Origin of the sequence: Burkholderia sp. MSMB1072, assembly GCF_001524725.1 — a bacterium.
GTDB lineage: Bacteria > Pseudomonadota > Gammaproteobacteria > Burkholderiales > Burkholderiaceae > Burkholderia.
This window is the reverse complement of record NZ_LOYC01000030.1, coordinates 32,253-59,195: the sequence shown is the minus strand read 5'-3', so window position 1 is coordinate 59,195 and position 26,943 is coordinate 32,253. Positions and strand designations below refer to the sequence as shown.

General features: G+C 65.8%; 26 protein-coding genes and 4 tRNA genes. 19 read left to right on the top strand and 11 right to left on the bottom strand.

Annotation, left to right across the window (positions count from 1 at the left end; genetic code table 11):
- The first annotated feature begins 37 nt into the window (after positions 1-37).
- From uvrC to WS89_RS13540, 6 genes are all read left to right on the top strand, one after another.
- Positions 38-2,071: an excinuclease ABC subunit UvrC gene (gene uvrC / locus WS89_RS13565; RefSeq protein WP_059501568.1), complete on the top strand. Its 2,034-nt coding sequence runs from the start codon at positions 38-40 to the stop codon at positions 2,069-2,071.
- A 91-nt stretch (positions 2,072-2,162) separates the two neighbouring features.
- Complete coding sequence (gene pgsA, locus WS89_RS13560; protein ID WP_059501566.1) at positions 2,163-2,750, top strand: CDP-diacylglycerol--glycerol-3-phosphate 3-phosphatidyltransferase; 588 nt, start codon at positions 2,163-2,165, stop codon at positions 2,748-2,750.
- A gap of 138 nt (positions 2,751-2,888) precedes the next feature.
- A tRNA-Gly gene (locus WS89_RS13555) sits at positions 2,889-2,964 on the top strand.
- A gap of 53 nt (positions 2,965-3,017) precedes the next feature.
- Positions 3,018-3,093, top strand: a tRNA-Gly gene (locus WS89_RS13550).
- A 51-nt stretch (positions 3,094-3,144) separates the two neighbouring features.
- Positions 3,145-3,220 (top strand) — tRNA-Gly (locus WS89_RS13545).
- A gap of 99 nt (positions 3,221-3,319) precedes the next feature.
- A tRNA-Cys gene (locus tag WS89_RS13540) sits at positions 3,320-3,393 on the top strand.
- A 51-nt stretch (positions 3,394-3,444) separates the two neighbouring features.
- On the opposite strand, the gene WS89_RS13535 is transcribed toward WS89_RS13540, so the two are convergent.
- On the bottom strand, positions 3,445-4,065 hold the full coding sequence (locus tag WS89_RS13535; protein WP_059791456.1) for an NADPH-dependent F420 reductase: 621 nt from the start codon (positions 4,063-4,065) through the stop codon (positions 3,445-3,447).
- Between the two features lie 112 nt (positions 4,066-4,177).
- Between WS89_RS13535 and WS89_RS13530 the strand changes: the two genes are divergently transcribed.
- The 3 genes from WS89_RS13530 (at position 4,178) to WS89_RS33775 (ending at position 7,251) form a co-directional block, all read left to right on the top strand.
- Complete coding sequence (locus WS89_RS13530) at positions 4,178-5,104, top strand: LysR family transcriptional regulator (protein WP_059791454.1); 927 nt, start codon at positions 4,178-4,180, stop codon at positions 5,102-5,104.
- 1,242 nt (positions 5,105-6,346) lie between these two features.
- A complete protein-coding gene (locus tag WS89_RS34645) occupies positions 6,347-6,544 on the top strand; it encodes a hypothetical protein (protein ID WP_257128169.1) in 198 nt (65 codons plus the stop codon).
- Between the two features lie 284 nt (positions 6,545-6,828).
- Complete coding sequence (locus WS89_RS33775) at positions 6,829-7,251, top strand: hypothetical protein (protein WP_156440550.1); 423 nt, start codon at positions 6,829-6,831, stop codon at positions 7,249-7,251.
- Between the two features lie 156 nt (positions 7,252-7,407).
- Here the strand turns inward: WS89_RS33775 and WS89_RS13520 are convergent, their stop codons facing one another.
- Together WS89_RS13520 and WS89_RS13515 are read right to left on the bottom strand one after the other, a co-directional pair.
- Positions 7,408-7,956, bottom strand: coding sequence for a GNAT family N-acetyltransferase (locus WS89_RS13520; RefSeq protein ID WP_059791451.1), 549 nt, complete (start codon positions 7,954-7,956; stop codon positions 7,408-7,410).
- Between the two features lie 50 nt (positions 7,957-8,006).
- Positions 8,007-8,624, bottom strand: coding sequence for a helix-turn-helix domain-containing protein (locus WS89_RS13515; RefSeq protein ID WP_059791449.1), 618 nt, complete (start codon positions 8,622-8,624; stop codon positions 8,007-8,009).
- Positions 8,625-8,771: 147 nt separating this feature from the next.
- Between WS89_RS13515 and WS89_RS13510 the strand changes: the two genes are divergently transcribed.
- Both WS89_RS13510 and map read left to right on the top strand, forming a co-directional pair.
- Positions 8,772-9,008, top strand: a complete 237-nt coding sequence (locus WS89_RS13510; protein WP_059791447.1) for a ParD-like family protein — start codon at positions 8,772-8,774, stop codon at positions 9,006-9,008.
- A complete protein-coding gene (gene map / locus WS89_RS13505) occupies positions 9,008-9,814 on the top strand; it encodes a type I methionyl aminopeptidase (RefSeq protein WP_059501557.1) in 807 nt (268 codons plus the stop codon). Before WS89_RS13510 ends, map begins: the two co-directional genes overlap by 1 nt.
- A 103-nt stretch (positions 9,815-9,917) precedes the next feature.
- Here the strand turns inward: map and WS89_RS13500 are convergent, their stop codons facing one another.
- Both WS89_RS13500 and WS89_RS13495 read right to left on the bottom strand, forming a co-directional pair.
- On the bottom strand, positions 9,918-10,421 hold the full coding sequence (locus tag WS89_RS13500; RefSeq protein ID WP_059791445.1) for a GAF domain-containing protein: 504 nt from the start codon (positions 10,419-10,421) through the stop codon (positions 9,918-9,920).
- Positions 10,422-10,523: 102 nt separating this feature from the next.
- Positions 10,524-11,441: a LysR family transcriptional regulator gene (locus WS89_RS13495; RefSeq protein ID WP_059791444.1), complete on the bottom strand. Its 918-nt coding sequence runs from the start codon at positions 11,439-11,441 to the stop codon at positions 10,524-10,526.
- A 111-nt stretch (positions 11,442-11,552) separates the two neighbouring features.
- On the opposite strand from WS89_RS13495, the gene WS89_RS13490 reads away from it, so the two are divergent.
- Both WS89_RS13490 and WS89_RS13485 read left to right on the top strand, forming a co-directional pair.
- Positions 11,553-12,419: a pirin family protein gene (locus WS89_RS13490; protein WP_059791933.1), complete on the top strand. Its 867-nt coding sequence runs from the start codon at positions 11,553-11,555 to the stop codon at positions 12,417-12,419.
- A gap of 143 nt (positions 12,420-12,562) precedes the next feature.
- Positions 12,563-13,054, top strand: a complete 492-nt coding sequence (locus WS89_RS13485; RefSeq protein ID WP_034206801.1) for a GNAT family N-acetyltransferase — start codon at positions 12,563-12,565, stop codon at positions 13,052-13,054.
- 25 nt (positions 13,055-13,079) lie between these two features.
- Here the strand turns inward: WS89_RS13485 and WS89_RS13480 are convergent, their stop codons facing one another.
- The 3 genes from WS89_RS13480 to WS89_RS13470 are packed head-to-tail and all read right to left on the bottom strand — an operon-like array spanning position 13,080 to position 15,050.
- On the bottom strand, positions 13,080-13,949 hold the full coding sequence (locus tag WS89_RS13480; protein ID WP_059791442.1) for a cytochrome c oxidase assembly protein: 870 nt from the start codon (positions 13,947-13,949) through the stop codon (positions 13,080-13,082).
- A 10-nt stretch (positions 13,950-13,959) separates the two neighbouring features.
- A complete protein-coding gene (locus tag WS89_RS13475; protein WP_059501551.1) occupies positions 13,960-14,406 on the bottom strand; it encodes a copper chaperone PCu(A)C in 447 nt (148 codons plus the stop codon).
- Positions 14,407-14,414: 8 nt separating this feature from the next.
- Positions 14,415-15,050 carry an SCO family protein gene (locus WS89_RS13470; protein ID WP_059791441.1) on the bottom strand — a complete coding sequence of 212 codons (636 nt, stop codon included), beginning with the start codon at positions 15,048-15,050 and terminating at the stop codon, positions 14,415-14,417.
- A 408-nt stretch (positions 15,051-15,458) separates the two neighbouring features.
- On the opposite strand from WS89_RS13470, the gene otsB reads away from it, so the two are divergent.
- Both otsB and otsA read left to right on the top strand, forming a co-directional pair.
- A complete protein-coding gene (gene otsB / locus WS89_RS13465; protein WP_034206805.1) occupies positions 15,459-16,211 on the top strand; it encodes a trehalose-phosphatase in 753 nt (250 codons plus the stop codon).
- The gene (gene otsA, locus WS89_RS13460; RefSeq protein WP_059501547.1) at positions 16,208-17,593 is read left to right on the top strand and encodes an alpha,alpha-trehalose-phosphate synthase (UDP-forming); all 1,386 of its coding nucleotides are present in this window, start codon (positions 16,208-16,210) and stop codon (positions 17,591-17,593) included. The genes otsB and otsA overlap by 4 nt, the downstream gene beginning before the upstream one ends.
- 83 nt (positions 17,594-17,676) lie before the next feature.
- On the opposite strand, the gene WS89_RS13455 is transcribed toward otsA, so the two are convergent.
- Entirely contained in the window at positions 17,677-19,509 is a 1,833-nt protein-coding gene (locus WS89_RS13455; RefSeq protein WP_034206807.1) for an ABC transporter ATP-binding protein, read from the bottom strand.
- 567 nt (positions 19,510-20,076) lie between these two features.
- On the opposite strand from WS89_RS13455, the gene WS89_RS13450 reads away from it, so the two are divergent.
- The 3 genes from WS89_RS13450 (at position 20,077) to WS89_RS13440 (ending at position 22,671) form a co-directional block, all read left to right on the top strand.
- The gene (locus WS89_RS13450; RefSeq protein WP_034186533.1) at positions 20,077-21,141 is read left to right on the top strand and encodes a glycosyltransferase family 4 protein; all 1,065 of its coding nucleotides are present in this window, start codon (positions 20,077-20,079) and stop codon (positions 21,139-21,141) included.
- A gap of 225 nt (positions 21,142-21,366) precedes the next feature.
- Positions 21,367-22,167: a hypothetical protein gene (locus tag WS89_RS13445; protein ID WP_059501544.1), complete on the top strand. Its 801-nt coding sequence runs from the start codon at positions 21,367-21,369 to the stop codon at positions 22,165-22,167.
- A gap of 39 nt (positions 22,168-22,206) precedes the next feature.
- Positions 22,207-22,671, top strand: a complete 465-nt coding sequence (locus WS89_RS13440; protein WP_059791439.1) for a DUF2214 family protein — start codon at positions 22,207-22,209, stop codon at positions 22,669-22,671.
- A gap of 196 nt (positions 22,672-22,867) precedes the next feature.
- Here WS89_RS13440 and gudD read toward each other — a convergent pair whose 3' ends face one another.
- On the bottom strand, positions 22,868-24,220 hold the full coding sequence (gene gudD, locus WS89_RS13435; RefSeq protein WP_059501540.1) for a glucarate dehydratase: 1,353 nt from the start codon (positions 24,218-24,220) through the stop codon (positions 22,868-22,870).
- Between the two features lie 356 nt (positions 24,221-24,576).
- On the opposite strand from gudD, the gene WS89_RS13430 reads away from it, so the two are divergent.
- Positions 24,577-25,326 carry a FadR/GntR family transcriptional regulator gene (locus tag WS89_RS13430; RefSeq protein WP_034206811.1) on the top strand — a complete coding sequence of 250 codons (750 nt, stop codon included), beginning with the start codon at positions 24,577-24,579 and terminating at the stop codon, positions 25,324-25,326.
- A 138-nt stretch (positions 25,327-25,464) separates the two neighbouring features.
- On the opposite strand, the gene WS89_RS13425 is transcribed toward WS89_RS13430, so the two are convergent.
- Positions 25,465-26,613 carry a branched-chain amino acid ABC transporter substrate-binding protein gene (locus tag WS89_RS13425; protein ID WP_059782139.1) on the bottom strand — a complete coding sequence of 383 codons (1,149 nt, stop codon included), beginning with the start codon at positions 26,611-26,613 and terminating at the stop codon, positions 25,465-25,467.
- Positions 26,614-26,943: the final 330 nt, after the last annotated feature.

Here is a 26,943-nt window from a genome sequence, read left to right as displayed (position 1 = left end):
TAGACCCGTTCCGCGTTACAAGGCGCCCGGATCACGCATGACATCCCCAGAAGCCTCCGATACCCCGTTCGAACCGAAGAAGATCCTTGCGCAGTTGCCGCACATGCCGGGTGTCTATCGCTATTACGACACGGCGGGCGCCGTCCTCTACGTCGGCAAGGCGCGCGACCTGAAAAAGCGCGTGTCGAGCTATTTCACGAAGACGCAACTGTCGCCGCGCATCGCGATGATGGTCACGCGCATCGCGCGCATCGAAACCACCGTCACGCGCTCGGAAGCCGAAGCGCTGCTGCTCGAGAACAACCTGATCAAGGCGCTCGCGCCGCGTTACAACATCCTGTTTCGCGACGACAAGTCGTATCCGTACCTCAAGCTCACCGCGCACCGCTTTCCGCGGATGGCCTACTACCGCGGCTCGGTCGACAAGCAGAACCAGTATTTCGGGCCGTTCCCGAGCGCGTGGGCGGTGCGCGAGAGCATCCAGATCCTGCAGCGTGTGTTTCAGTTGCGCACCTGCGAGGATTCGGTCTTCAACAACCGCACGCGGCCGTGCCTGCTGCACCAGATCGGGCGCTGCACGGCGCCGTGCGTCGGCGCGATCTCCGACGAGGATTACGCGGTCGACGTGTCGAACGCCGCGCGGTTCCTGCTTGGCAGGCAGTCCGAAGTGATGAAGGAGCTCGAGCAGAAGATGCACGCGTTCGCGGCCGAGCTGAAATTCGAGCAGGCGGCAGCCGTGCGTAATCAGATGAGTTCGCTCGCGACGGTGCTGCACCAGCAGGCGATCGAGGTCGGCAGCGACCGCGACGTCGACGTCCTGGCCGTCGTCGCGCAGGGCGGACGCGTGTGCGTGAACCTCGCGATGGTCCGCGGTGGCCGGCACCTCGGGGACAAGGCGTATTTTCCGACACACGTCGAAAGTGCGCTGACGCTCGCCGAAGGCGGTCTCGGTGACGAGGCCGAGCCGGCGGAAGCGGTCGATGCGCCGCTCGACACGGTGCCTGACCAGCCTGTGGAAGAGGCCGGCAGCGCGCGCGGCACGGCGGCGGCGTCGGTCGAGGCCGAGGTACTCGATGCGTTCATCGCGCAGCACTATCTCGGCAATCGCGTGCCACCCGTGCTCGTCGTCAGTCATGCGCCCGCGAGCCGCGACCTGCTGGAGCTGCTGTCCGAGCAGGCTGGCCACAAGGTGTCGCTGGTGCGGCAGCCACAGGGGCAGCGGCGCGCGTGGCTGTCGATGGCCGAGCAGAACGCGCGGCTCGCGCTCGCGCGGCTGCTGTCCGAGCAGGGCTCGCAGCAGGCGCGCACGCGTGCGCTGGCGGACACGCTCAGCTACGACAGCGACGATCTCGCGACGCTGCGGATCGAATGCTTCGACATCAGCCATACGATGGGCGAGGCGACGCAGGCGTCGTGCGTCGTCTATCACCATCACAAGATGCAATCGAGCGAATATCGCCGCTACAACATCACGGGCATCACGCCGGGCGACGATTACGCGGCGATGCGGCAGGTGCTCACGCGCCGCTACGAGAAGATGGTGGAACAGGCCGCGCAGGCGGCGGCCGCCGACGAAGCGGCCGGCATCGACGGCGAGTCGACGCGCCAGGCCGAGGCGTCGAGCCTGCTGCCGAACATCGTGCTGATCGACGGCGGCAAGGGTCAGGTCGAGATCGCACGGCAGGTGTTCACCGAGCTCGGCCTCGACACGTCGATGCTGGTTGGCGTCGCGAAAGGCGAGGGGCGCAAGGTCGGCCTCGAGACGCTGGTGTTCGCGGACGGTCGCGCGCCGCTCGAACTCGGCAAGGAGAGCGCCGCGCTGATGCTCGTCGCGCAGATCCGCGACGAGGCGCACCGTTTCGCGATCACCGGCATGCGGGCGAAGCGGGCGAAGGCGCGGCAGACGTCGCGGCTCGAGGAGCTCGAGGGCGTCGGCGCGAAGCGCCGGCAGCGGCTGCTCGCGCGTTTTGGCGGATTGCGCGGCGTGGTGGCCGCGAGTGTCGAGGAGCTGGCGAGCGTCGAGGGCATTTCGCACGCGCTCGCCGAGCAGATCTACAAGCAGCTTCACTGACGCGGCCGTGCGGCCGGCGGCATTTGCCAGCATTCTTGTGGCAGGCCGGTCGACACGGCACAATTGCGAATCCTTTACTGTCCCGCATGCCATGCCGTTCAATTTCCCGATTTTCCTGACGTGGGTACGGATCGTGCTGATTCCGCTCGTCGTCGGCGTGTTCTATCTGCCGGACACGGTGATGGACGGCGCGCACCGCAATCTCGCGGCGGCGGCGATCTTCATCCTCGCCGCGCTGACCGACTGGTTCGACGGTTTCCTCGCTCGCAAGTGGAACCAGACGTCGTCGTTCGGCGCGTTTCTCGACCCGGTGGCGGACAAGCTGATGGTGACGGCCGCGCTGCTGATCCTCGTGCAGATTTCGCGGGTCGACGCGGCGATCGCGCTCGTGATCGTCGGTCGCGAGATCGCGATTTCGGCGCTGCGCGAATGGATGGCGCAGATCGGCGCGTCGAAGAGCGTCGCGGTGAATCAACTCGGCAAGTTCAAGACCGCATGCCAGATGGTCGCGATTCCGATGCTGCTGTTCTACGGGCCGCTGCCGCTCGGCGTCGTGACGATCGATACGCGCGTGTGGGGCGAGTGGCTGATGTATCTCGCCGCGGTGCTGACCATCTGGTCGATGCTGTACTACATGAAGCTCGCATGGCCGCAGATCCGCGAGCGCGGCGGTGCGTGATCCGCGCCGCATGGGCGGCGGTTTTTGTAAAAAGGGCTGGAAAAGCCCTTGACACACGAATGTGCCTTCGACATAATCTCGCTTCTCCGCTGCACGACGAAGTAAGTGTGTGACGGGGAAGCAGTAGCGTAGCGATACGCGGGAGTAGCTCAGTTGGTAGAGCGCAACCTTGCCAAGGTTGAGGTCGCGAGTTCGAGACTCGTCTCCCGCTCCAGATTTTCTCTGGCAGCGTGTAGTACGGCAAAGCGCTGCGGATGCAGGACACATGCGGGAGTAGCTCAGTTGGTAGAGCGCAACCTTGCCAAGGTTGAGGTCGCGAGTTCGAGACTCGTCTCCCGCTCCAGATTTTTCTGGCAGCGTGTAGTACGGCGAAGCGCTGCAGATGCAGGACAATGCGGGAGTAGCTCAGTTGGTAGAGCGCAACCTTGCCAAGGTTGAGGTCGCGAGTTCGAGACTCGTCTCCCGCTCCAGGTAACGGGGAAGCCACGCTTCCCTTTTTATTTGATGGACTTCCGGTCCTCGAATAAAAATCTGTCGCTTGCCTCACGGCATCCGGACAGTCCGCTTTTGGCGCGATAGCAAAGCGGTTATGCAGCGGCCTGCAAAGCCGTTTAGGCCGGTTCGACTCCGGCTCGCGCCTCCAGAAAAAGCCCCGCTTCGGCGGGGCTTTTCTTTTTTCTGCGTCGCTTCGTCGTTACTGATCCAGCTGGGTGAGGTTAATCACCGCGAGCGGCCCACCCGGAAACTGGATAAGCCGACCTTCGTCCACACCACCGAGATCGACCGGCGCGAAACCGAGGCGAACGATCAGGTCGCTGACGGATTTCTTTGCATCAGCATCTTGTCCGGCCAAGAACAGCACGCGTCGACCACCGTCAACCTTGGGGCCAGAGGCCAGCGGCCCGGCACTCAAATGGTTGAACGCCTTCACAACCCTTGCTCCAGGCGCCCACTGCGCGACTAGCTCGCTGGAAGCGCGACCGCCAAAATCGATAGCGTGGAACGACGGTACGTTGTCGGCACCGATTCGTACTTCGACCGCGTTGTTCGCGTCGACCAGAACGCGGGCGTTCCACGGGCCGAGATCCTTCAAGACAGTGGCCACTTGATCCCAAGGCACCGCGAGAAACACGATGTCGGCGCGTGCGGCCTCTTTTACGCTCACGGCTCTGATATAGGGGCCAAGTTCATTGGACAGTGCCTGTAGTGATTGCGGTCCACGGCTGTTGGCAATGGAAGCCGAGATGCCACTACGGGCGAGATTGCGCGCGATGGCCGAGCCGATGGCGCCGGCCCCAATGATTGCGATACTCATACTGGTTCCCTCTGGTTGAAAGTGATTTCGTAGAAGGACTTTATGCTCGTCGAGCCTTTACAGGTAGTTGAATGCAAGTAGAATCAGTTTCAATCAATATTTGAAGCCCATCATGGAAAGCCTTGCCAACCTGGAATGCTTCGTCCGGAGCGCAGAGTCAGGAAGCTTTTCGGCGGCTGCACGCAGGCTCGCGCTTACGCCTGCAGCGGTCAGCCGCAACGTTGCGCACCTTGAGCGCAACCTGGGCGTCCAACTGTTTCAACGTAGCACGCGCGGCCTGACCCCCACCGAAGCGGGCGACCGTTTTCTGCTGTCGGTGCGGAGCGGTCTCGACAGTATCCAGGGTGCGATTGCGGATCTCATGGTCAATGCCGCCAAACCCTCGGGCGTTCTGAAACTGAGCGTTCCAGCGGGTTTCGGAATGGACTACCTGTTACCGCTGATGCCTGCTTTCCTGGAGCGCTATCCTGAGGTGAGGCCGGATTGGTTTTTCGATAACCGGCCGGTGGATCTCATCGGAGAAGGATTCGATGTGGCAATTGGGGGCGGTTTCGAGCTACCTGCCGGTATGGTGGCTCGCGAGTTGGGCCGGATTCATTTGATTGCGGTGGCATCACCGGCATTCATGGTCGGTAAACGTCCCCCGAAAGATCCCGCTGATCTCGCGAGACTGGGAAGCGTGACGATGCGTTCGCCTCTAAGCAGTCGTCAGCGCGCGTGGGTCATGCGCGACTCGGTCGGCACCGAGATGGCCGTAGCAGAAAAGCCAGTGATGCTGGTCAACGACCCCGATGCGGTATGTCGGTCGGCTCTACTGGGTATTGGCGTCGGTGTGGTTTCGCTACTACATGCAGCGCCATACCTCGCCAGCGGCGCCCTGGTGCGAGTGCTGGAAGATTGGCATGTCGATGCTGGGCCATTGTCGTTGTATTTTTCGAACCAAAAGCTCTTGCCGGCCAAAACACGCGCGTTCGTGGATTTCATCACCGAGTCATTTCGGGCGCAGAAGTTGCCGAGGATTGAGCGCAATCGGAGGTAGCGTAGAAGATGGTGGAGCCGCCATGCAAAGACTCGCATTCAGGAAGCGGCTGCCTTGGCGGTTAAACCGTATAAGTAATTGAAGTAAAGAAACTCGTCGCGGCCTGCAAACCGTTTAGGTCGGTTTGACTCCGGCTCGCGCCTCCAAGTAAGAAGAGAAAAAAGCCCTGAGAAATAGGGCTTTTTCTCTTTTTTCGACGCCATTTCCATCCTTGTCGTCTAGAGTGGTACAAAGTCGCTTCTAACTACTCAAGAAATACGCGTAACCACGCTTCAGCCGGCTTTTTAGCCGTATAGCAAGTTCGCCCAGCGGATGGCGACCAAGCGACGACCCTCCAGAACGTGGGAATACATGACCTGCTCCCCGCGTTCGTCGATTCTGTCCAGCGCTCGGCAAGCCGGGCCAGTTTATTCTTCAGCTCATCCGAGTGACCTTTTTCGTCGGCGGTCATGGTCGTGCTCTTTGCTCGGGATCTTCATAATCAGGGCAACCTGCGGCGACGTACCATGACGCTTGCTGGATTTGCCGGCGAGCGTCGAGTCCCGGCTCGACTAGGCACTGAATCTCGAGTCGGAGGACTTGGCCGGGTTCTCGGCCGGTTGCAGTTCCTCGATCTGTTGGATGTTGAGCGCGGCACGCTCCAGATCGAATGTTTGGCCGCCGAACATGCGCAGGCGTTAAAAGACGTTCCCAGGCATTTCGGTCGACTGCGGCGTCGGCCCGATGACGATTACGGCGTTGACTGCGTTCCTGCGGCAACGCGGGGCGGACGCAGCTCAACTGCGCGTTGGGGGAATGCTAGACATTCTGCAGACTGTTGCGCCGTGGCCGATGACGGCGCTGACCGATGGTGTGCCCGGTATCGTGGCGATGGCCACGTTAATGATCGCGACAAGCTTGCTTCGGTGACGGTTCGATGGACGCCGTGAAGGCGGCGTGGCCGGCCAGTCGGTGACGCCGAACAACTGCTCGCGTTGACGTGGGCCGATGCGGATTTCGAACTGAAGATGTGGCAGGCCGGCTTCGTGCACGCGGAGAGCAGGTGCAGGCCGACAAGGTCGCGGCTGATGATCGCGCGAGCGCTCGCCAATACGCTGTGACCGAACACGACCACACAGCGCGGAACCTTGCCCATATGTAGACGCTGGCATTGTTCGTCGTGATCTGGCTGGAGTTCTATCTGGCGATCGGCGAGATTAAGATGCTCGACATCGGAAGAGCACGGTCGACACGCTGCTCGGCGTGCTGATCACGATGGTGATTGGCTCGAAGGCGTACTTCTCCGGGGCGTCGTCATGGGTTGCCAAGCAAGCGGACCGCCTCACGCAGTTCGCCGTGCCGCCGGATATCACGGTTACGGGCGGCCCGGTTCCGGTCGCGTCCAGACCGGTGCACATCGCTGAAGAAACAGGGGCGACCGCCGGAATGTTCGGGAATTGACCGCTTTCTCGCACCGACGTGCATGGTATCCGGGAAAGCGGGCGTTGCTAGCGTCATCAACATCACATCAACCAAGAAAGTTGCGAGCTATAAATTGATGCCAGATACATGTAGCAAAATCGCTGAAATGCCATTTGCACAAATAGGCAGCTCTTTACTGGTCAATTTGATGAATCGTCGAGTATTGTCATGCGCTAATGTATAACGAACAAAGCTCGCCGCGATAATAATTCGGCGGTTTGGCATGGCTGTTATACTTCCATCCACCTACTACGACTGTTGAAATGAAAAAAATCACCAAATTTGTGGCTAGTGCGGTGCTCGGTTGTTGTTTGGCGGGAGCTGTTCATGCTGCTCCATTGACCACTGGTTACTGGCAAGCCACCTTCTATCAAATTTCCACCGGTGCGATCTATACCTCGCAGGGGGTCTGCATCCAACCCAATAACACCTGGTATTCAACGACGCAGCACGCATGGAGTGGCGACTGGTTCCAAAATGGAACACAGGTCCAATGGTATGGCAACGTTGTAATGAGTGCGTCGCAGCAATTAGCGACGGTCGGAATCGGGCAATTGACAACTGCTACAACGGTTTCCGGCGACTATGCGGAGTGGAGCGTGATAGGAGCCGCTCCGCTGTCATGGGACAGACATTACACCCATATCATGGTGTATCAAGGTGCAACGTGCCCGCCACCGGCTTGATAGTGACGATGTCGGCGGAAATTGGGCCAGCCTCAGAAATTCCCGACCGTCAGTAGCGCGTGGCGCAACGCCTGGGATCGCGCGATCCCGTTCTTTGCGTTTCCACCGGGTGTGCGCAAGATCATCTACACGATGCGCGCACCGGCCGCCAACCAATCACCCATCCACCGGCTGCACCGGCGTCTCGAGCTTCAACTGATAGAACGCCGCATCGAGCCAGCGGCCGAACTTGAATCCCGCCTCGGCGATCGTGCCCGCGTGCACGAATCCCAGTTTCGTATGCAGCGCGATGCTTCCGGCATTGGTCGTGTCGATGCAGCCGACCAGCACGTGCACCTGCGCTTCGCGCGCACGGCGCACGACTTCGCGCAGCAGCAATTCGCCGAGCCCGCGACCGCGCTGATCGTTGCGCACGTACACACTGTGTTCGACCGTGTACTTGAACGCCGGGAACGCGCGAAACGTCCCCCAGCTCGCGAAGCCGAGCAGCGTGCCCGCTGCGTCGACGGCGCCGAAGACCGGAAAGCCGCCCGCGCGCTTCGTCGCGAACCACGCGACCATTGCTTCCGGCGGCCGCGGCCGGTAGTCGTACAGTGCGGTCGAGTTCACGATCGCGTCGTTCAGGATCTCGAGAATCGCCGCTGCGTGTTCGGCCTCGCTGCAATCGATCAGGCGCACGTCGTCGCGCTGTGTCGGAGAGTTCATATGGATTCCTTCCTGGTGGCTCTAAATCGGTTGCGCACACGCCGTGCGCATCACGCGCTCCGCACGGCGGCGGATGCGTCGCAGATCGCGACGACATAGCGCGCGGCATGCGACGACGGATTGCTGAAGATGAGCGGCCGGTCGAGCCGCATGGCCAGGCAGTCGCCTTCGCGAAGCTCGTGAAGCGCATCGCCCAGCGTGACGTCGACGCGGCCGCTGATGATCCACACCTGCTGATGCAGCGCGTTTTCGCGCCCGCCGCTGTCGTACGCGACGCGCGCGCCGGGCGGGAAATCGACCTCGACGAGCTGGAGCGGCGACGGCCAGCCGGCCGGCGACAGGTTGCGTCGCACATAGCCGGACGCCGGGTCGCGCCATTCGGCCTGCTGCGCGCGGCGGGCCAGCGGCTGCGCGGGCGCGTCGTCCCGGTCGCCGCCGAACAGCCCGGCGAGCGACACGCCGAGGCCGGCGGCGAGCTTGTCGAGCACGACGGCCGTCGGGCTGGCCGACGCGCGTTCGATGAGCGAGATCATCGAACGGCTGACGCCGGAACGCGCGGCCAGCGCATCGAGCGTGTAGCCTCGAACGGCGCGCAGGTCGCGCACGCGTCGGGCAATGCGCTCGTTGATACCGGCGTCGTCGGCCGTGGGAATCGCTGATTCTTTCATGGTGGATTTATTTTCCAGCAAGATGGAATTCGATGTCAACGGCATTCCCCGAGGCGGGTTGAAGAGGGGCGGAAGCCAAACGGCTTGCCCGGTCATCATGCGCGGCGTAATATACGAAACAGTTACGTTTCGTTTAATTGGGGATATATGGGCATCATCAAGATTTCCGAGCACATGCATGAACGGCTGCGCTCGACGAGCACGGCGCTGAGCCGTTCGATCAACGCGCAGGCCGAACACTGGCTGCGCGTCGGAATGCTGGCGGAACTCAATCCGGCGCTGTCCTATGGCGACATCTGCAAGATGCTGATCGAGGCAGAGGCGCGTGGCCGCGACATGGGGCCGGCGGAACCGGTCGCGCAGCACATCGAGCAGGTGGCGTAATGGCGAAACGCGAAATCCCGATCCGCGGTGCCGCAGAAATCGCCAAGTCGCGCGAAGCCGCGAAGCTCGCGTCGCAGGTGCTGACGATGATCACCGAGCACGTGAAGCCGGGCGTCACCACCGACGAGCTGGACGCGCGCTGCCGCGAATACATCGTCGACGAATTGGGCGCGATTCCCGCGAACATCGGCTACCACGGCTATCCGAAGACGCTGTGCACGTCGGTCAACCATGTGGTCTGTCACGGCATTCCGACGTCGCGGCCGATGCGCGACGGCGACATCGTGAACCTCGACATCGCGGTGATCAAGGACGGCTGGTTCGGCGATACGAGCCGCATGTATTTCGTCGGCGAACCGAACGCGCTCGCGCGGCGGCTCGTCGCGGCGACCTACGAGGCGATGCACGCCGGCATCCGCGCGGTGCGCCCCGGCGCGACGCTCGGCGACGTCGGCTATGCGATTCAGCAGGTCGCCCATCGCGAGGGGTTCAGCGTGGTGCGCGAATATTGCGGGCATGGCATCGGCGACGTCTATCACGACGAACCGCAGGTGCTGCACTACGGTCGCCCGGGCACCGGCCTGCCGCTGCGGCCGGGGATGATCTTCACGATCGAGCCGATGCTGAATGCGGGCAAGCGCGATACGCAGGTGCTGGCCGACGGCTGGACGGTCGTCACGAAGGACCATTCGCTGTCCGCGCAATGGGAGCACATGGTCGTGGTGACGGACACGGGCGTCGAGGTGCTGACCGAGGATGCGAAGCCGCAGGCGTTCGCGGCGCTTTCCGGCACGCACGCGGCCTGACGGCGACCGTGCGCCGCATACGGCGGCGCGGCGTTGCAATGAAACGGGCTCCTTCGCGGAGCCCGTTTCGCTTGCCGCGGCCAGCGCCGCGGCGCCGCCGAGCTTAACCGCGCGCCTTCTGCCACGCGTGTTCGACGAACACGCGGCACAGCGCTTCCATGCCACGGCGGTCTTCGTCGTCGAAGCGCGCGGCGACCGGGCTGTCGACGTCCCATACGCCGATCAGCGTGCCGTCGCCGGCCACCAGCGGCACGACGATTTCCGATTCCGACGCCGCATCGCAAGCGATATGGCCGGGGAAGTCGTGCACGTCGCGCACGACCTGCGTTTCGCGCGTCTGCGCGGCGGTGCCGCACACACCCTTGCCGAGCGCGATCCGTACGCACGCGGGCTTGCCCTGGAACGGGCCGACCACGAGCTCGGCGCCGTCGAAGAAGTAGAAGCCCGCCCAGTTCAGGCGATCGAGCGAGTGATAGACGAGCGCGGAGAAATTCGCCGCGTTCGCGGTCAGGTCGCGTTCGGATTCGACGAGCGCGCGTGCCTGCTCGACGAGCGTCGCGTATTGATCGGCCTTGGAGGCGGTAGGGTCGTTGGACAGCGTCAACATGGCGGGAAAGCGATAAGGGTTGTGAAATGCGCATTGCGCGTACCGCAGTCTACGGCACCCGCGCGCGGTCTGCAGCGCTGGGTCGTGCGCGATGCGGCGTGCTCAGTCGGGTTCGAGTTCGGCGAACCGTTCGGCCAGAAAGTCGAGCAGCGCCCGTACCGCGGGCAGCAGCCCGCGGCGCGACGCGAACACCGCGTGCACGATTTCGCGGCGGGGCGCCCAGTCGGGCAGCACCGTGACCAGTTCACCGCGCGACACCTCGTCGCGCACCATCATCGTCGGCAATTGCACGACGCCGACGCCTGCGGCGGCCGCCGCGCGCAGCGCGAGCATGCCGCCCGTCACGAAGCGCGGCTGGTGATGGATTTCCGCGTGCGCGCCGTCGGGGCCGCGCAGCCGCCACACGTGCGTGGACTGCGGCACGCCGTGATCGAGGCTCGGCAGGAGCGCAAGGTCGGCGGGAACGACCGGTACGCCGTGCTCGCGCAGCAGCGCGGGGCTCGCGACGAGACACTGGCCGCGCTCGGCGAGCACGCGCAGCGCGAGATCGCTGTCCTCGAGCGGCGGCGGGCGCACGCGGATCGCGACGTCGATTCCTTCGCCGACCACGTCGACGCGCCGATTCGTGGCTTCCAGGTGGATCTCGACGCGCGGGCACGCGGCCATGAACGCGGCGATCATCGTGCCGACCAGCGAATCGAGCAGCACGATCGGGCAACTGACGCGCACGATGCCGCGCGGCTCCTCATGCAGCAGCGCAATCGCCTCGTCGGCGGCATCGGCCTCGACGAGCATCGCGCGGCAATGCGCGTAATAGGTCTGGCCGACGTCGGTGACCGTGAAGCGGCGCGTCGAACGCTGGATCAGCCGCATCCCGAGCCGCGCCTCGAGCAGCGCGATGCGGCGGCTCAGCTTCGATTTCGGCATGTCCAGCGCGCGCCCGGCCGGCGCGAAGCCGCCGTGTTCGACGACCTGCACGAAGTAGTAGAGATCGTTCAGATCCCGCGCTTTATCGTTCATGAAATGGAACGCTGAGTGCGATTTTGGCAGTCTACCGGATCGATCGTTCCATCTCTATATTTGTCATCCATGGATGCGAAACACGGGTTTCGCCGCAATACGGAGAAGGCAATGAAGAAGATCCAGGGTGTGTACAGTGCGCCGCGCGGTCATTGGGTCGGCGACGGTTTCCCGGTGCGTTCGATGTTCAGCTATCAGTCTCACGGCACGCACCTGAGCCCGTTCCTGCTGCTCGATTACGCGGGCCCGGCGACGTTCGAACCGACGAGCACGCCGCGCGGTGTCGGCCAGCATCCGCACCGCGGGTTCGAAACGGTGACGATCGTCTATGACGGCGAAGTCGCGCACCGCGACTCGACCGGCGCGGGCGGCACGATCGGCCCGGGCGACGTGCAGTGGATGACGGCCGCGAGCGGGATCCTGCACGAGGAATTCCACTCGGAGGCGTTCACGAAACGGGGCGGCCCGCTCGAGATGGTGCAGCTGTGGGTGAACCTGCCCGCCGCGGACAAGATGGGCGCGCCCGGCTATCAGACGCTGCTGAACGCCGATATCCCGGTGGTCGAGCTGCCGGACGGCGCGGGGCGGGCGCGGATCATCGCCGGTGAGCTCGACGGGCGGCGCGGCCCGGCCCGCACGCACACGCCGATCGACGTGTGGGACATGCGGCTCGTCGCAGGCGGTCATGCGCGGTTCCCGGTCGCCGAAGGGCGTACGCTCGCGGTGGTCGTGCTGAGCGGCACCGTGCAGGTGAACGGCGAGACGGTGGCCCGCGAAGCGCAGTTCGTGCAACTGGGCCGCGACGGCAGCGACGTCGAGATCGAAGCGAACGGCGACGCGAAGCTGCTGATCCTGAGCGGCGAGCCGATCGACGAGCCGGTTGTCGGCTACGGTCCGTTCGTGATGAACTCGCAAGCGGAGATTCGTACCGCGATCGAGGACTTCAACAGCGGCCGCTTCGGCCAGATGCCGGCATGACGGCATGACGGCATGACGAGCAGGCCCCGCGCGATGCGGGGCCTTTTTTTCGGGCGCGGGCAGGCGGTCGCGCGCGAGGCGCGCTTCGAGGCATAATCGACGGTTGCCGCGCGCCGGTCGGCGCGCCCGACTCAGGACCGCACATGAACGCATCCGCACCCGCCGCATCCCCGAGCACCGCCGATCTCGACTGGCGCTGGAAATCCTTCGACGCGCTGACGGCGCGCGAAATCTATTCGATCCTCGAAGCGCGCAGCGCCGTATTCGTCGTCGAACAGAACTGCGTGTATCGCGACATCGACGATGCGGACCAGGCCGCGTGGCACCTGGCGGCCTTCGATCCGGCCGGCCGTCTGGCCGGCTATCTGCGCGTGCTGCTGCCGGACGCGCAGCACACCGACGTGCGCATCGGCCGCGTGCTGACGACCGCCGCGTTTCGCGGCGCGGGGCTCGGCAACGGGCTGCTGTCGCGCGCGCTCGAGCATATCCGCGCGCAGTGGCCGGATACGCCGGTGAGCCTGCATGCACAGGCTCACTTGCAACGTTTCTACGGAGCATTCGGCTTCACGCCGAGTTCGGACGTGCATGACGAGGACGGCATCCCGCACGTCTGGATGAGCAGCGCGCGCGCGTGATGACGCGCGCCGCGCTGCGCGGCAGTCAGTGCGCGCCGCGTGCGACGCGCGGTTCGTCCGTGCGCCGCGCGGCCCGTTCGCCGATCAGGCGCCCGCGCGCGGACAGCCGTAGCCAGTGCCGCAGCGCGATCAGTGCGCCGATCACGCTCATCATCGAACCGGGAATCCACAGCAGCAGGCCGCCGATCTGCTGGTCGCGCAGCGGGCTCAGCCACGTGAACGCGCGGCCGCAGATCGAATAGATCGGATACAGCTCGTGCGGCGTGAAGAAGATCAGCGCGCCGAGCGCGATCTGCGGCGGGATCGCCGCGACGACGATCAGGATCCGGCGGCCCGGCGACAGCCGCGCGGGCGGCGCGGGACGCGGATCGACGACGAGCCACCAGAACAGCAGCCCGTCGATCACCATGCTCCAGTTCATCACGCGATAGAGACGCCAGTCGAGCATCGCGATGAAGTGGATCGGCGACAGCAGCCAGAAATAGATCAGCCCGACGAACAGCACGACCGCGACGACCGGATGGAATACCACGTCGAGCGTCGCGCGCACCGGCGCCCACGTGAGCGCGGGGCGCACGAAGCGCTGCCGCCAGCGGAACGGAATGCCTGCGCGGATCGCCGCGCCCGGATAGGACAGCGCGATGAAGAACGGCCCGAGGTGATGCAGCACGAGGTGCTGCGCGCGGTGCATGAAGAATTCGTGCTCGAAGAAGTAGTCGAGCCGCGTATGCAGCGCGATATAGAGCGCCGTCAGCCCGAACCAGAACGAGAACTGCCGCAGCGGCGACACCTTCGCCTTCTTCGCACCGCGTGCGAACAGCACGGCGGCCGCCAGCACCGCGATGACCACGGTCGGCGACGGTTCCCACGGATCGAGCCAGTACAGGAGGTTCATCGTGCGTGCATCACTTCGCCCGGGCCGGCGATTTCACGGCGAACGGCGCATCGACCGTTTCGCCGTCGGAGAACTTCAGGCGCAGATGCACGGTGTCGCCCGGCTTGATCGCGTGCTTCGGCTCCTCGAGCATGAAGTGATAGCCGCCCGGCGCGATGTCGACCTTGCCGCGCGCGGGGATCGTCAGCTTGTCGACCATCTCCATCTTCTGCGTCGAGCCGTTCGATACCGTCTGGTGCAGCATGGCCATTCCGTAGTCGGGGCTGTCGACGTCGACGAGGTCGATCGGCTTGTCGCCGGTGTTCACGAGCGTCACGTAGCCGCCCGCGGGCAGCTTGTTCGGCAGCCAGCGCACCCAGGCGTTCTGCGCGCTGATCGCGCCGGCGGCATAGGCGTGGGCGCCGGCGCACAGCGCGGCGAGGAGGGCGAACGTCTTGAGGGTCGTTTTCGTGTTCATCGCGGAATTCAGGTCGTGGAGGCAGGGTCGATGATCCGGCGCACATCGGCGGCGATGGCGTCGGGCGAATCGCGATCGGTCGCGAGCAGGCGCGCGCGGCCGGTCGCGTCGAAGATGTAGACGGCCGAGCTGTGCGTCACTTCGTAGCCGCCGGACGGATCGCGTTTTTCCATCTGGTACGCGACGCGATAGCGCTTCGCGAGCGATTCGATCTGGCCGTCGGTGCCGGTCAGGCCGCGCGCGTGCGCGGCGTCGAACGCGGCGACATAGGACTGCATCGCCTGCGGCGTGTCGCGCGCGGGATCGACCGAGACGAACAGGATGCGCACGTGGTCCGCCTGCGGGCCGAGCTTCGCCAGCACTTCCATCAGCCGCGCCAGGGTTTCGGGGCAGACGTCGGGGCAGTGCGTGTAGCCGAAGTAGACGAGCGCGACGCGGCCGCGGAACGCATCGGCATCGACGGGATGGCCGTCGCCGCCCGTCAGCTCGAACGACAGGTCGGGCAGGTGGCCGGTGACGTTGGTCAGGTTCCAGCGTGGCTCGTCGTGCGTGCACGCGGCGAGCGCCAGGGCGGCGGCGAGGGCCGCGGCCGTGTGGATGAGGCGGGAGAAGCGCCGGCGCGGCGCGGGACAGGCAGACGGCATCTCAGGGACTGTTTCCATATGGAACGCGCATGCGCTGCCACGAGAACGGCCGCTCGCGAGGCGCGTGACGCTGACCGTATCCGCAAGGGGCGCAACGCGGCGAGCGGACGTTGTCGTGGCAACCCCAAATTAAAAAACATTCTACGGGAATGTCCGAAATTGCCCGTATGGCGGCGTCGCGCGGCAGGCGGTTGCGACTGTAGCGCAATTCGCGCGCCTGCGTCCTTTCGAATTCCGTACGGCGCGGGCGAGCGGGGCAATATGTCGCAGTTGACGCAGCGGGCGGCGCGATGTCCGTGCTGCCCGCGGTTTCGCCCATCTGAAGGCGCAGGCGCGGTAAGATGCGCACAACTCCATTCGCGCAGCGGCGGCCGGCATGTGCCGGCTGCCCCTCAGACTATCGAATCGATGCAATCCGTTCCGGCTTCCCTGTCCCTGACCGATACCGCGTTCTTCTTCGACTTCGACGGCACGCTCGTCGAACTGGCGCCGACGCCCGACAGCATTCGCGTTCCGCCGTCGTTGCTGACGCTGCTCGACGAGTTGTCGCGCCGCTCGCACGGCGCGGTCGCGATCGTGTCCGGGCGCGGCATCGACAACCTCGACACGTTCCTGAAGATGCCCGGCCTGCCGATCGCCGGCCTGCACGGCGCGGAGCGCCGCGATGCGAACGGCGACACGCAGCGCATCGGCTTCAACGACGAACGCCTGCTGCGCATCGAGCGCGAGCTCGCGGACGTCGTCGACCGCCATCCGGGCATGCTGCTCGAGATCAAGGGCGCGGCCGTCGCGCTGCACTTTCGCAATGCGCCCGAGCGCGAGGCGGTGGCGCGCGAAGCGGCCGAGCGCCTCGTCGCCGACTATGCGGATGCGTACGTGCTGCAACCCGGCAAGATGGTGTTCGAGATCAAGCCGAAGGGCGTCGACAAGGGCCGCGCGCTGGCCGCGTTCCTCGACGAGCCGCCCTTTGCGGGCCGCGTGCCGCTGTTCGCGGGCGACGATCTGACCGACGAGAAGGGCTTCGCGGTGGTCAACGCGCGCGGCGGCCTGTCGATCAAGGTCGGTGCGGGCGAGACGTCCGCGCGCATGCGGCTCGATTCGGTCGACGCATTGCATGAGCAGATCGCCTGCTGGCTCGGCGCGGGGCAGCCGCACGCATGAGCCGGCTCATCATCGTTTCAAACCGCGTCGCGCCGATTTCGGAAGGCGAACCGGCGGCGGGCGGCCTCGCGATCGGCGTCTATGACGCGCTGAAGGAAACCGGCGGCATGTGGTTCGGCTGGAGCGGCGAAGTGGTCGCGTCCGGCGCACCGCAGCCGCAGATCCGCATCGAGGAGCGCGGGCCCGTGACGTTCGCGACGGTCGGGCTGTCGCGCCGCGATTACGACCAGTATTACCGCGGGTTCTCCAACGCGACGCTATGGCCCGCGTTCCATTACCGCGCGGACCTGATCCAGTACGATCGCCACGAATTCGACGGCTATCGCCGCGTCAACGTCTGGCTCGCGCAGCAGCTCGTGCCGCTGCTGCAGGACGACGACGTGATCTGGGTGCACGACTATCACCTGATTCCGTTCGCGCGCGCGTTGCGCGACGCCGGCGTGAAGAACCGCATCGGCTTCTTCCTGCACATCCCGTTTCCGGCCGCGCAGGTGCTCGTCAACGTGCCGCCGCACCGCGAGCTCGTCGAGTCGCTGTGCGCATTCGATCTGCTGGGCTTCCAGACCGGGCCCGATCTGCGCGCGTTCTGCGATTACGTCGAATTCGAGGCGGACGGCGAGGTCGAGCACGACGGGCACACGGTGCGCGTACGCGCGTTCGGCCAGACGCTGCGCGCGGCCGCCTATCCGATCGGCGTGTACCCGGACGAGATCGCGTCGCTCGCGCAGGCGGGCGAGCACGGCAAGGCGGTGCGCACGCTCGCGACGTCGCTGCGCGGGCGGCAACTGATCATGAGCGTCGACCGGCTCGATTATTCGAAGGGGCTCGTCGAACGATTCCGTGCGTTCGAGAAGCTGCTCGAGCATCAGGCGTCGATCCGCAACCGCGTGTCGTTCCTGCAGATCGCGCCGTCGACGCGTGCGGACCTGCGTGCGTACCAGGACATCCGCCTGCAGCTTGAAGCGGAGTCGGGGCGTATCAACGGGCGCTACGCGGAGCTCGACTGGGCGCCGATCCTCTACATTCACCGTCAGTACGACCGTCAGGTGCTGGCCGCGCTGTACCGGCTCGCGCGCGTGGGTTTCGTGACGCCGCTGCGCGACGGGATGAACCTCGTCGCGAAGGAATACGTGTCCGCGCAGAATCCGGACGATCCGGGCGTGCTGGTGCTGTCGCGCTTCGCGGGCGCCGCGCGTGAGCTCACGGGCGCGCTGATCGTCAATCCGATCGATATCGACGGAATGGCCGATGCGCTGTCGCAGGCGCTGACGATGCCGCTCGCCGAGCGGCGTGCGCGCTATGCGGACATGATCGCGCAGCTTCGCGAGAACAACGTGTCGGTGTGGCGGGACAATTTCCTGCGCGATCTGCAGCAGGTCTGATCCGATTCGTTGCTGTCGGCGCAAATGAAAAAGCTGCCGTGCGGGAAGCACGGCGGCTTTTTCGTCGGCGCGATGCCGGCGCGTCAGGCCACGCGTTCGCCGGTCGGCGTGTTGCCGTCGGGGGCCGCATGATGGCGGCCGTGCTGCTTCGCGAGCAGGTCGCGATACAGGCCGGGGCGGCTGCGCAGCACGTCGGGCGGGCCGTCGTCGATCACCTTGCCGTTGTTCATCACGATGATGCGGTCGAAGTTGCGCAGCGTCGACAGGCGGTGCGCGATCGCGATCACCGTGCGGCCCACCATCAGGCGGTCGAGCGCGCTCTGGATCGCTTCCTCGGACGCGCTGTCGAGCGCCGACGTCGCTTCGTCGAGCAGCAGGATCGGCGCATCCTTCAGGATCGCGCGCGCGATCGCGATGCGCTGGCGCTGGCCGCCCGACAGCTTCACGCCGCGGTCGCCGACGATCGTGTCATAGCCTTCCGGCATCGCTTCGATGAACTCCGCGCAGCGCGCGTCGCGCGCGGCGGCGAGCACTTCGTCGCGGGTCGCGTCGGGGCGGCCGTACGCGATGTTGTCGTAGATCGTCCGGTGCAGCAGCGAGATGTCCTGCGGCACCAGCGCGATCGCGTGGCGCAGGCTGTCCTGCGTGATGCCCTTCACGTCCTGGCCGTCGACCTTCACCGCGCCGTCCTGCGTGTCGTAGAAGCGCTGCAGCAGCGCGAGCACGGTCGACTTGCCGGCGCCCGACTTGCCGATCAGGCCGACGCGCTGGCCCGGCTCGATATGAAGGTCGAAGTGGTCGAGGATCGCGCGGCGGTGCGGGTACGCGAACGTCACGCGCTCGAAGTCGACGCGGCCGCCCTTGGCCGACAGCGGCTGCGCGTCCGAGCGGTCCGGCATGCCGTGCGGTTCGAGCAGCGTCTTCACGGCTTCGGACAGGCGTGCGACGTGCTGAGTGACGTCGACGAGCGCGACCGCGAGATCGCGCGTGCCGTGCAGGATCGTGAAGCCGAGCGAGCTGACGAGCACGATGTCGCCCGACGTCGCGCGGCCTTGATCCCACAGCCACAGCGCCCAGCCGAGCAGGCCGGCGGACAGCATCGCGGTGATCACCGCGTGCAGCAGGCGCAGCTTTTCGAGATAGAGCAGGCTCTGCTGGCGCGCATCCATCTCGGCCTTCACCGTCGCGCTGAAGCGCTTCTGTTCGCGCAGCGTCATCCCGAACGCGCGCACGAGGCCCATGTTGCCGATCACGTCGACGAGCTCGCCGTCGACCGCCGCAGCCTTCGCCGCGAACGCATGGTGGCGCGCGGAGCCGCGGCCGGCGAGCTTGAACAGGATGACGGACAGCACGGCCGAGCAGCCGAGCAGGCCGGCCGCCATCAGCGGATTGACGACGATGATCATCAGGATCGCGCCCATCACCGCGATGCACGGCGGCAGCACGTTCCACGCCATCGTGTTCTCCGACGTGTAGACCGCGTTCGACGTGGCCGTGATGCGGCTGGCGAGCGTGCCCGGCTGCTTCTCCGAGTAATACGTCGGCGAATGGCCGATCAGGTACTGGAACAGGTCGCGCCGCAGGTCGCCCGTGACCGCGACGAACGTGTGCGCGGCGACCCAGCCGCCGACGCGCCACAGCAGGTTGTCGGCCGCGATCAGCCCGACGAGCAGCGCGAACGCGCTCCACAGCGGGCCCGGATGATGGCGTCCGGTCGCCAGCACGTCGATCAGGTGCTTGATCGCATATTGCGAGCCGAGCGCGCAGCCCACGGCGGCCAACACGCTGCAGAGCACGACCAGGTGTGCGACGGGGTGGAGGCGGATGTAGCGGAACAGGAACGCGATCGGCCGATGCGCGTAGCTCGACAGCTTCGCGTTGTGGGCGTTGCGCTGGGCGGGGGTGAGAGATTCCAAAATATGCGTGCGGTGATTCGGTGAGTGAGCGAGGCGGCTGGGTCGCAGGCCGGCGTTCGCCCGGACTGAATAATCCGGCATTGTAAACAACGCCGCGCTTCGCGCTGCGCGAATCTTGCCTTGGCCAGGGGCTCGCGCTCGATTTTGAGATAAAATCCGGCATCCCGTCCTGCGTCGTATGCCGGAATCGCGCTGCCGGCAGCTGCGGGTTAACAAGGATCGCCAAAACGGCCTTCCACTCTAGAACGGACGCCCGAGTCCGCGGGTTGCAAAGTGTTGCGCCTTTGTAACAAAGTAAAGTGTTTGAAATGTCGTGCGCCGTATCGGGATTAACCCTAGATAATCGGCTCCGGGTTCGATTCCAGGTTTTTTTACGAACCCCTGTCAACGGGTCTTCGTTTCAAACGTTCTATGCCTGTCGCGTCGCCGACGCTCCTTGAGCAGCGCGGGTTTCGACGCTCCCGGCAGGCCGATTCGTCCGATATTCGGGCGACGCGCAGCCAGCCCGGACCGCCGGCAGGTTGCCGACCCATACCTGGTTTTTTGCCGATTTTTTAGGAGTTACGCATGCGAATCGCCCAAATCGCTCCGTTGCATGAAGCGGTGCCCCCGAAACTGTACGGTGGTACCGAGCGAGTGGTGTCCTACCTCACCGAAGCACTTGTCGAGATGGGGCACGACGTCACGCTCTTCGCGAGCGGCGATTCGCAAACGTCCGCGAAGCTCGAAGCGTGCTGGCCGCAGGCGCTGCGCCTCGACCCGACGATCCGCGACGTGATGGCCCCGCACATGCTGCTCCTCGAGCAGGTGCGCCGCCGCGCGGAAGAGTTCGATGTCCTGCACTGCCACATCGACTACTACCCGTTCTCGCTGTTCTCGCGCCAGCCGGTCCCGCATCTGACGACGATGCACGGCCGTCTCGACCTGCCGGAATTGCAGCCGATCTTCAATGCATTCAGCGACGTGCCGGTCGTGTCGATCTCCGACAACCAGCGCATCCCGCTGCCGCAGGCGAACTGGCTGTCGACCGTCTACCACGGCCTGCCGGAAAACCTGCTGACGCCGATCCCGAACGTGAAGCCGAGCTACCTCGCGTTCCTCGGCCGTATCTCGCCGGAGAAGCGCGTCGACACGGCGATCCGCATTGCCGAGCAGGCCGGCCTGCCGATCAAGATCGCCGCGAAGCTCGACAAGGCCGACCGCGCGTACTACGAAGAGAAGATCAAGCCGCTGTTCGCGCTGCCGCACGTCGAGTACATCGGCGAAATCAGCGAGGCCGAGAAGACCGAATTCCTCGGTAACGCGCATGCGCTGCTGTTCCCGATCGACTGGCCGGAGCCCTTCGGCCTGGTGATGATCGAGGCGATGGCCTGCGGCACGCCGGTGATCGCGTTCAAGCGCGGCTCGGTGCCGGAAGTGATCGACAACGGCGTGTCGGGCTTCGTCGTCGAAGACGAGCTGTCGGCCGTCGCCGCGCTCAAGCGCCTCGATACGCTGCCGCGCGAGAAGGTTCGCGCCGCGTTCGAAGCCCGTTTCTCGTCGAAGGTGATGGCGCAGAATTACGTGAAAGGCTACGAGGAACTGCTGCGCCAGAAGCGCCGCACGGTGCTCCGCGAAGTCAACGCGAGCTGATTGCGAGCCGTCGCCGCGCGGCCGTCGCGACGCCCCGTCCGGGTTTGCCGGCGGGGCGTTGTCACATCTGCGGCGCGGATTTGTTGTATTCTCGCCGCGCCCGGCGCCGCGAACGGCCCCCGAAGCGGCCCGCCACGCCATCCGGCCATCTGTCCAGACGGTAATGTCCCTATAATGGCCGTGCCGTGAAATCCGGCCGGTACGAATATCCAGAGGAGAGCAGTCTTGGCGAGAACGAAAACCACGCGCGCAGCGCCGGCCCCCGGCGCCGGCGTGATCTTCGCGTTGCGCGCGATCGGTCTCGTGCTGCTCGCGCGCTGGCTGTTCTCGATGTCCCAGATGGGCTATCGCTCGTCGCTGTCGGCGATGGTGTCGTCGCCGTGGGCATTCATCTACCTCATCCTGATCTTCCTGCTGCTCGCGCTGCCGGGCGCCGCCGCACGGGCCGAGCGGCCGTTCCATCCGCTGCCGCAGTGGTTGCGCCAGGCGCTGCGCGTGTTCGCGCTGATCGGTCTTCTGTTCGCCGTGTGGTCGATCGGTGCATTCACGTGGGCGGCCGGCTGGCGCCGCGCGCTGCATGCGGTGACGGCGACCAACGGCTGGCTCGTCGCCGCGCCGGCGCTGTACGCGGCGATCGTATGGATCTGCCGGCCGCGGCCGCTGTGGCGGACCAACGTGGCCGCGCGCCGCTTCGCGGTCGGCCGGTATGCGATTTCGCTCGACGTGCTGACGCGTACCGCGATCGTCTGGATGGAAAGTCGCAAGGTCGGCCAGTACGACGCGCGCGAACTGTCGGTGCGCTGGCCCGGCCACGCGGCGCCCGCCGCGGGCGAGCAGGGCGCGCAGCCGGCGGTCGTGCCACCGCGCCGCGGCAGCCTGTTCAATCGACCGAAGGTCGAGCTGCTGTGGGATTCGCCGGCGGCTGTCGGTCACAACCGGCAGACCGTGATGCGCACGCCGCTCGCGACCGAAGGCGACCGCGTCGCGGTGCTCGCGCTCGACGCGGCGCTCAAGCAGATCGTCTGACAGGGCCCGCGCATCGGGTGCGGGCGACAAGGAGGCGCGATGATCGTCCATTGGTTGCTGGCCGCCATTCACCTGAGTGCGTTCGGCGTCGCGTTCGCCGCGATCGCGGGGCGCAACCGCGCGTTGCGCCGGCTCGTCGCTTCGGCGCAGGCGGCCGATTTGCCCGGTGTGTTCAAGGCCGATGCGGTCTGGGGGCTGTCCGCGCTCGTGCTGATCGCGACGGGGCTTGTACGAGCGTTCGGCGGTTTCGAGAAAGGGACCGCGTACTACCTGCACGAACCGCTCTTTCACCTGAAGATGACCGCGCTCGCACTGATCCTGCTGCTCGAGATCGCGCCGATGCTGGGGCTGATCCGCTGGCGTGTCGCCGCGCGGCGGCAGCAGATGCCCGATATCGGCCGTGCGCGCACTTATGTGCGGATCGGCCACTGGCAGGCGGTGCTGGTGATCGTCATCGTCTTCGCCGCGTCGGGGATGGCGCGGGGGATAGGGACGCCCGGTTAGGGGCGTCCGGCCGGACACCCGGCTAGGACTGACCGGCTAGGCGCGGCCCGCCTGTCCGGCACGGCGGCAGCCATCCGGATCTCGTCCCACTCGCGAGGCGTTTCGAGCCCGACGCCAGCCGGACCGGCCACGCACGGCGTCGTGCCTGCCGATCCCCGTCCGACCGGGCGGTTCCGCCGCCCGGCTTGCCCCATGCTCAGCGCACGAGGCAGGGGCGCTTGTTGTCGAACGTCCAGCCCGGGATCAGATACTGCATCGCCGCCGCGTCGTCGCGGGCGCCGAGGCCGTGCTGCTTGTACAGCTCGTGTGCGCGTGCGACCGCGTCCATGTCGACGTCGATGCCGAGCCCCGGCCGCTTCGGCACTTCCACCAGCCCGTTCTCGATCTTCAGCGGCTCGCGCGTCAGCCGTTCACCGTCCTGCCAGATCCAGTGCGTATCGATCGCGGTGACCTGGCCCGGCGCCGCGGCCGCGACGTGCGTGAACATCGCGAGCGACACGTCGAAGTGGTTGTTCGAATGCGAACCCCACGTGAGGCCCCAGTCGCGGCACATCTGCGCGACCCGCACCGACCCCTGCATCGTCCAGAAGTGCGGATCGGCGAGCGGGATGTCGACGGCGTGCAACTGCACCGCATGGCCCATCTGCCGCCAGTCGGTCGCGATCATGTTGGTCGCCGTCGGCAGCCCCGTCGCGCGGCGGAATTCGGCCATCACCTCGCGACCCGAGTAACCGTTCTCCGCGCCGCAAGGATCTTCCGCATACGCGAGCACGTGATGCTGGTCGCGGCACAGCCGCACGGCCTCGTCGAGCGACCATGCGCCGTTCGGATCGAGCGTCACGCGCGCGTCGGGGAAGCGCTCGGCGAGCGCCGTCACGGCTTCGATCTCGCGTGCCCCCTCGAATACGCCACCCTTCAGCTTGAAGTCGTTGAAGCCGTAGCGCGCATGCGCGGCTTCGGCGAGCCGCACGACGGCTTCGGGCGTCAGCGCGGCTTCGTCGCGCACGCGTGTCCAGTCGTCGGTCGCGCCGCGGCCGTCGCGGTAGGGCAGTGCGGTCTTCGTGCGATCGCCGATGTAGAACAGGTAGCCGAGCATTTCGACGCGCTCGCGCTGCTGGCCCTCGCCGAGCAGCGCGGCGACCGGCACGCCCAGATGCTGGCCGAGCAGGTCGAGCAGTGCGGCTTCGAGCGCGGTGACCGCGTGGATCGTCGTGCGCAGGTCGAAGGTCTGCAGTCCGCGGCCGCTCGCGTCGCGGTCGGCGAAGGTGCGCCGCACGTCGTTGAGCACCGCTTGATGGTTGCCGACCGGCTGGCCGACGACCAGTGCGCGCGCGTCGTCGAGCGTACGGCGGATGCTTTCGCCACCGGGCACTTCGCCGACGCCCGTGCGGCCCGCGCTGTCCTTCAGGATCACGAGGTTGCGGGTGAAGAACGGGCCATGCGCGCCGCTCAGGTTGAGCAGCATGCTGTCGTGGCCGGCGACCGGAATCGCTTGCAGGTCGACGATGCGCGGCGTGTCGTGGGAGGGCGAGGCAGTGACGGCGTTCATGGGCGGCGATGGCGAAAGAGTGGGCGATGCCGTGCGGCAAAAGCTTTGCCGCGCGCGGCGGGAGGTGCGATCATTCGACAACCGACGTGCGCGGCGCGCAAGCCCGCATGCCGACGCAACCCGAAACGGGGTGGGAGCGACAGCCGGGCCAGCGGAGCGCAGAACGCGAACGCGGGTCGATCGTCGCGCATGGGACCAGATGTGCTGAACAGCCGATCTGAGTCGACAGGAGATCCATGCGCCGATCATCAGTCGTCGGATGACTTGTGACGCAGTATAATGAATCATCGGCTTTCGCTCAAACCCCGCGTAAACCCTCGGCTCACATTACGATCATTCAAAAAGGAACCGGCCACATGTCCGTGCCTACGCTTCCCGCAGCGCCGCGCCGTCGCGCACGCAGCCTCGCACAAGATGTCGTCGACGCGCTGACCGCGCAGATCGAAAACGGCACGCTGCGTCCCGGCGACAAGCTGCCGACCGAAACCGAAGTCATGGCGGCACAGGGCGTGAGCCGCACGGTCGTGCGCGAGGCGATCTCGCGGATGCAGGCGAGCGGCCTCGTCGAGACGCGCCACGGCATCGGCAGCTTCGTGCTGGAGCCGTCGCGCCGCCAGACGCTCGGCATCGATCCCGCGACGATCACGACGCTGCGCGACGTGCTCGCGGTGCTGGAGTTGCGCATCAGCCTCGAAAGCGAGTGCGCGAGCCTCGCCGCGCAGCGTGCGAACGATACCGACCTCGCCGCACTGCGGCGCGCGCTCGACGCGATCGCGACGGGCGCGGGCAGCGGCCGCGACACCGCGCAGCTCGATTTCCAGTTCCACCTGCAGATCGCCCAATCCACCGGCAACCGCTATTTCGTCGACATCATGACGCAGCTCGGCACGTCGATCATCCCGCGCACGCGCGTGAATTCGGCGCGCTTTGCCGGCGACGACCTCGAGCGCTACGTCGGCCGGCTGAACCACGAGCACGAGGACATCTACGAGGCGATCGCGCGCCACGACCCGGAAGCCGCCCGCGCCGCGATGCGCACGCACCTCACGAACAGCCGCGAGCGGCTGCGCCGCGCGCACGAGGCAGCCGAGGCCGAGGCAGGTTGACCGTCAAGTCTCGCGGGACTCGCATGGATGCGTGTCCCGCCGCATGGCATCAACATCAGTCGTCATATAAGGTCGGCATGACCGCCTCGATCTCGGCGGCCACGCGGCATTTCCGCCGCCGGCCGCTTCCCTCGCCGCTCAGCCCCCCTTCGTCACGATCGTCTTCCACGCGCCGTTCTTCACCTGGTACAGCGTCGACATCCCGCTCTTCAGCGAGCCGTCGTTCGAGAACGAGATACGGCCGGTCACGCCTTCGAAGTCGATTTTCTTGAGCGCCGGGCGATAGGCCTTCGGGTCGGTCGAACCGGCCGCCTGCATCGCCTTGATCGCCGCCCACGCGGCGTCGTAGCCGAACTGCGCGTACGACAGCACGTCGACGCCGAAGCGCTTCTTGAAGCGCGCCTCGAAATCCTTCCCCTGCGGCAGCTCGTCGAGCGGCCGGCCGTATTCCCACGCCATCGCGCCTTCGGCGGCCGGCCCCGCGATCTTGATGAACTCGTTGTCCTTCACGCCGCCGCCGCCGACGAACTGCGCATTCAGCCCGAGCTGCCGCATCTGCTTGATGAAGTTCGCGGCGAGCGAGTCGAGGCCGCCGAAGAAGATCAGGTCGGGATTCTTGGCCTTCAGGCTCGTGATCTGCGCGCGGAAATCGACCGCCTGGTTGCTGGTGAACTCGCGCCCGATGAGGTTGCCGCCGGCGGCTTTCACCGCCTTCTCGAATTCGTCGGCCTCGCCCTGGCCGAACGCCGTGCGGTCGTCGATGATCGCGATGCGCTTCGCCTTCGTCACGTCGACCGCGTACTTGCCCGCGTTGCCGGCATTCTGGCCGTCGGTCGCGATCACCATGAACATGTTCGCGAGCCCGCGCGACGTGAGCGTCGGATTGGTCGCGGCCGGGTCGATCACCGGAATGCCGGCCTTGTCGTAGACCACCGATGCCGGGATCGTCGTCCCCGAGTTGAAGTGACCGACCACGACCGACACGTTCTGGTCGACCAGCGCCTGCGCGGCCTGCACGCCGATGCGCGGGTCGGCCTGGTCGTCCTGCACGACGAGATTGAAACGGGCAGGCTTGCCGGCGATCTGCACCTTCTGCGCGACCGCATCGTCGAGCGCGAGTTGTACGCCGTTTTGCAGATCCTTGCCGTAGCCGGCGTTCACGCCCGTGAGCGGCGCGGCGAAGCCGACTTTCACGTCGGTTGCGTCGGCGGCCTGGGCGGCCTGTTGCGAGAGGAGGGCAAGCGCGGATGCAATCGACACCGACAGCAGGGAATGACGGAATTTCATGTTGTTCCTCTTGTTCGACACCTGCGAGTAGGTACCGCACGCGTTCGGCGGGCCGGCGCGTGCGACGGGCGGGCGGTTCGACCGCTTCTCGGAATCGGGCGGGGAGGTCGGCATCGTGATTCTCGGAAACATCTCCCGTCAGGCTCCGCGAAGAGCCCCGATTGCCTCGATATATAGGTCGCCGATATGCACGGGTCTTGGAAATTTGTCGCGCATTCGATGCGGATTTGCGCATAGCTTCCGCGCGTGCGCAGGCGGCCGGTATCGGGAATTTCCCGTCGCGAACGGAATGAGCGGGGGAGGAAGGGGGCGGAGCGGGGCAACGCAGCG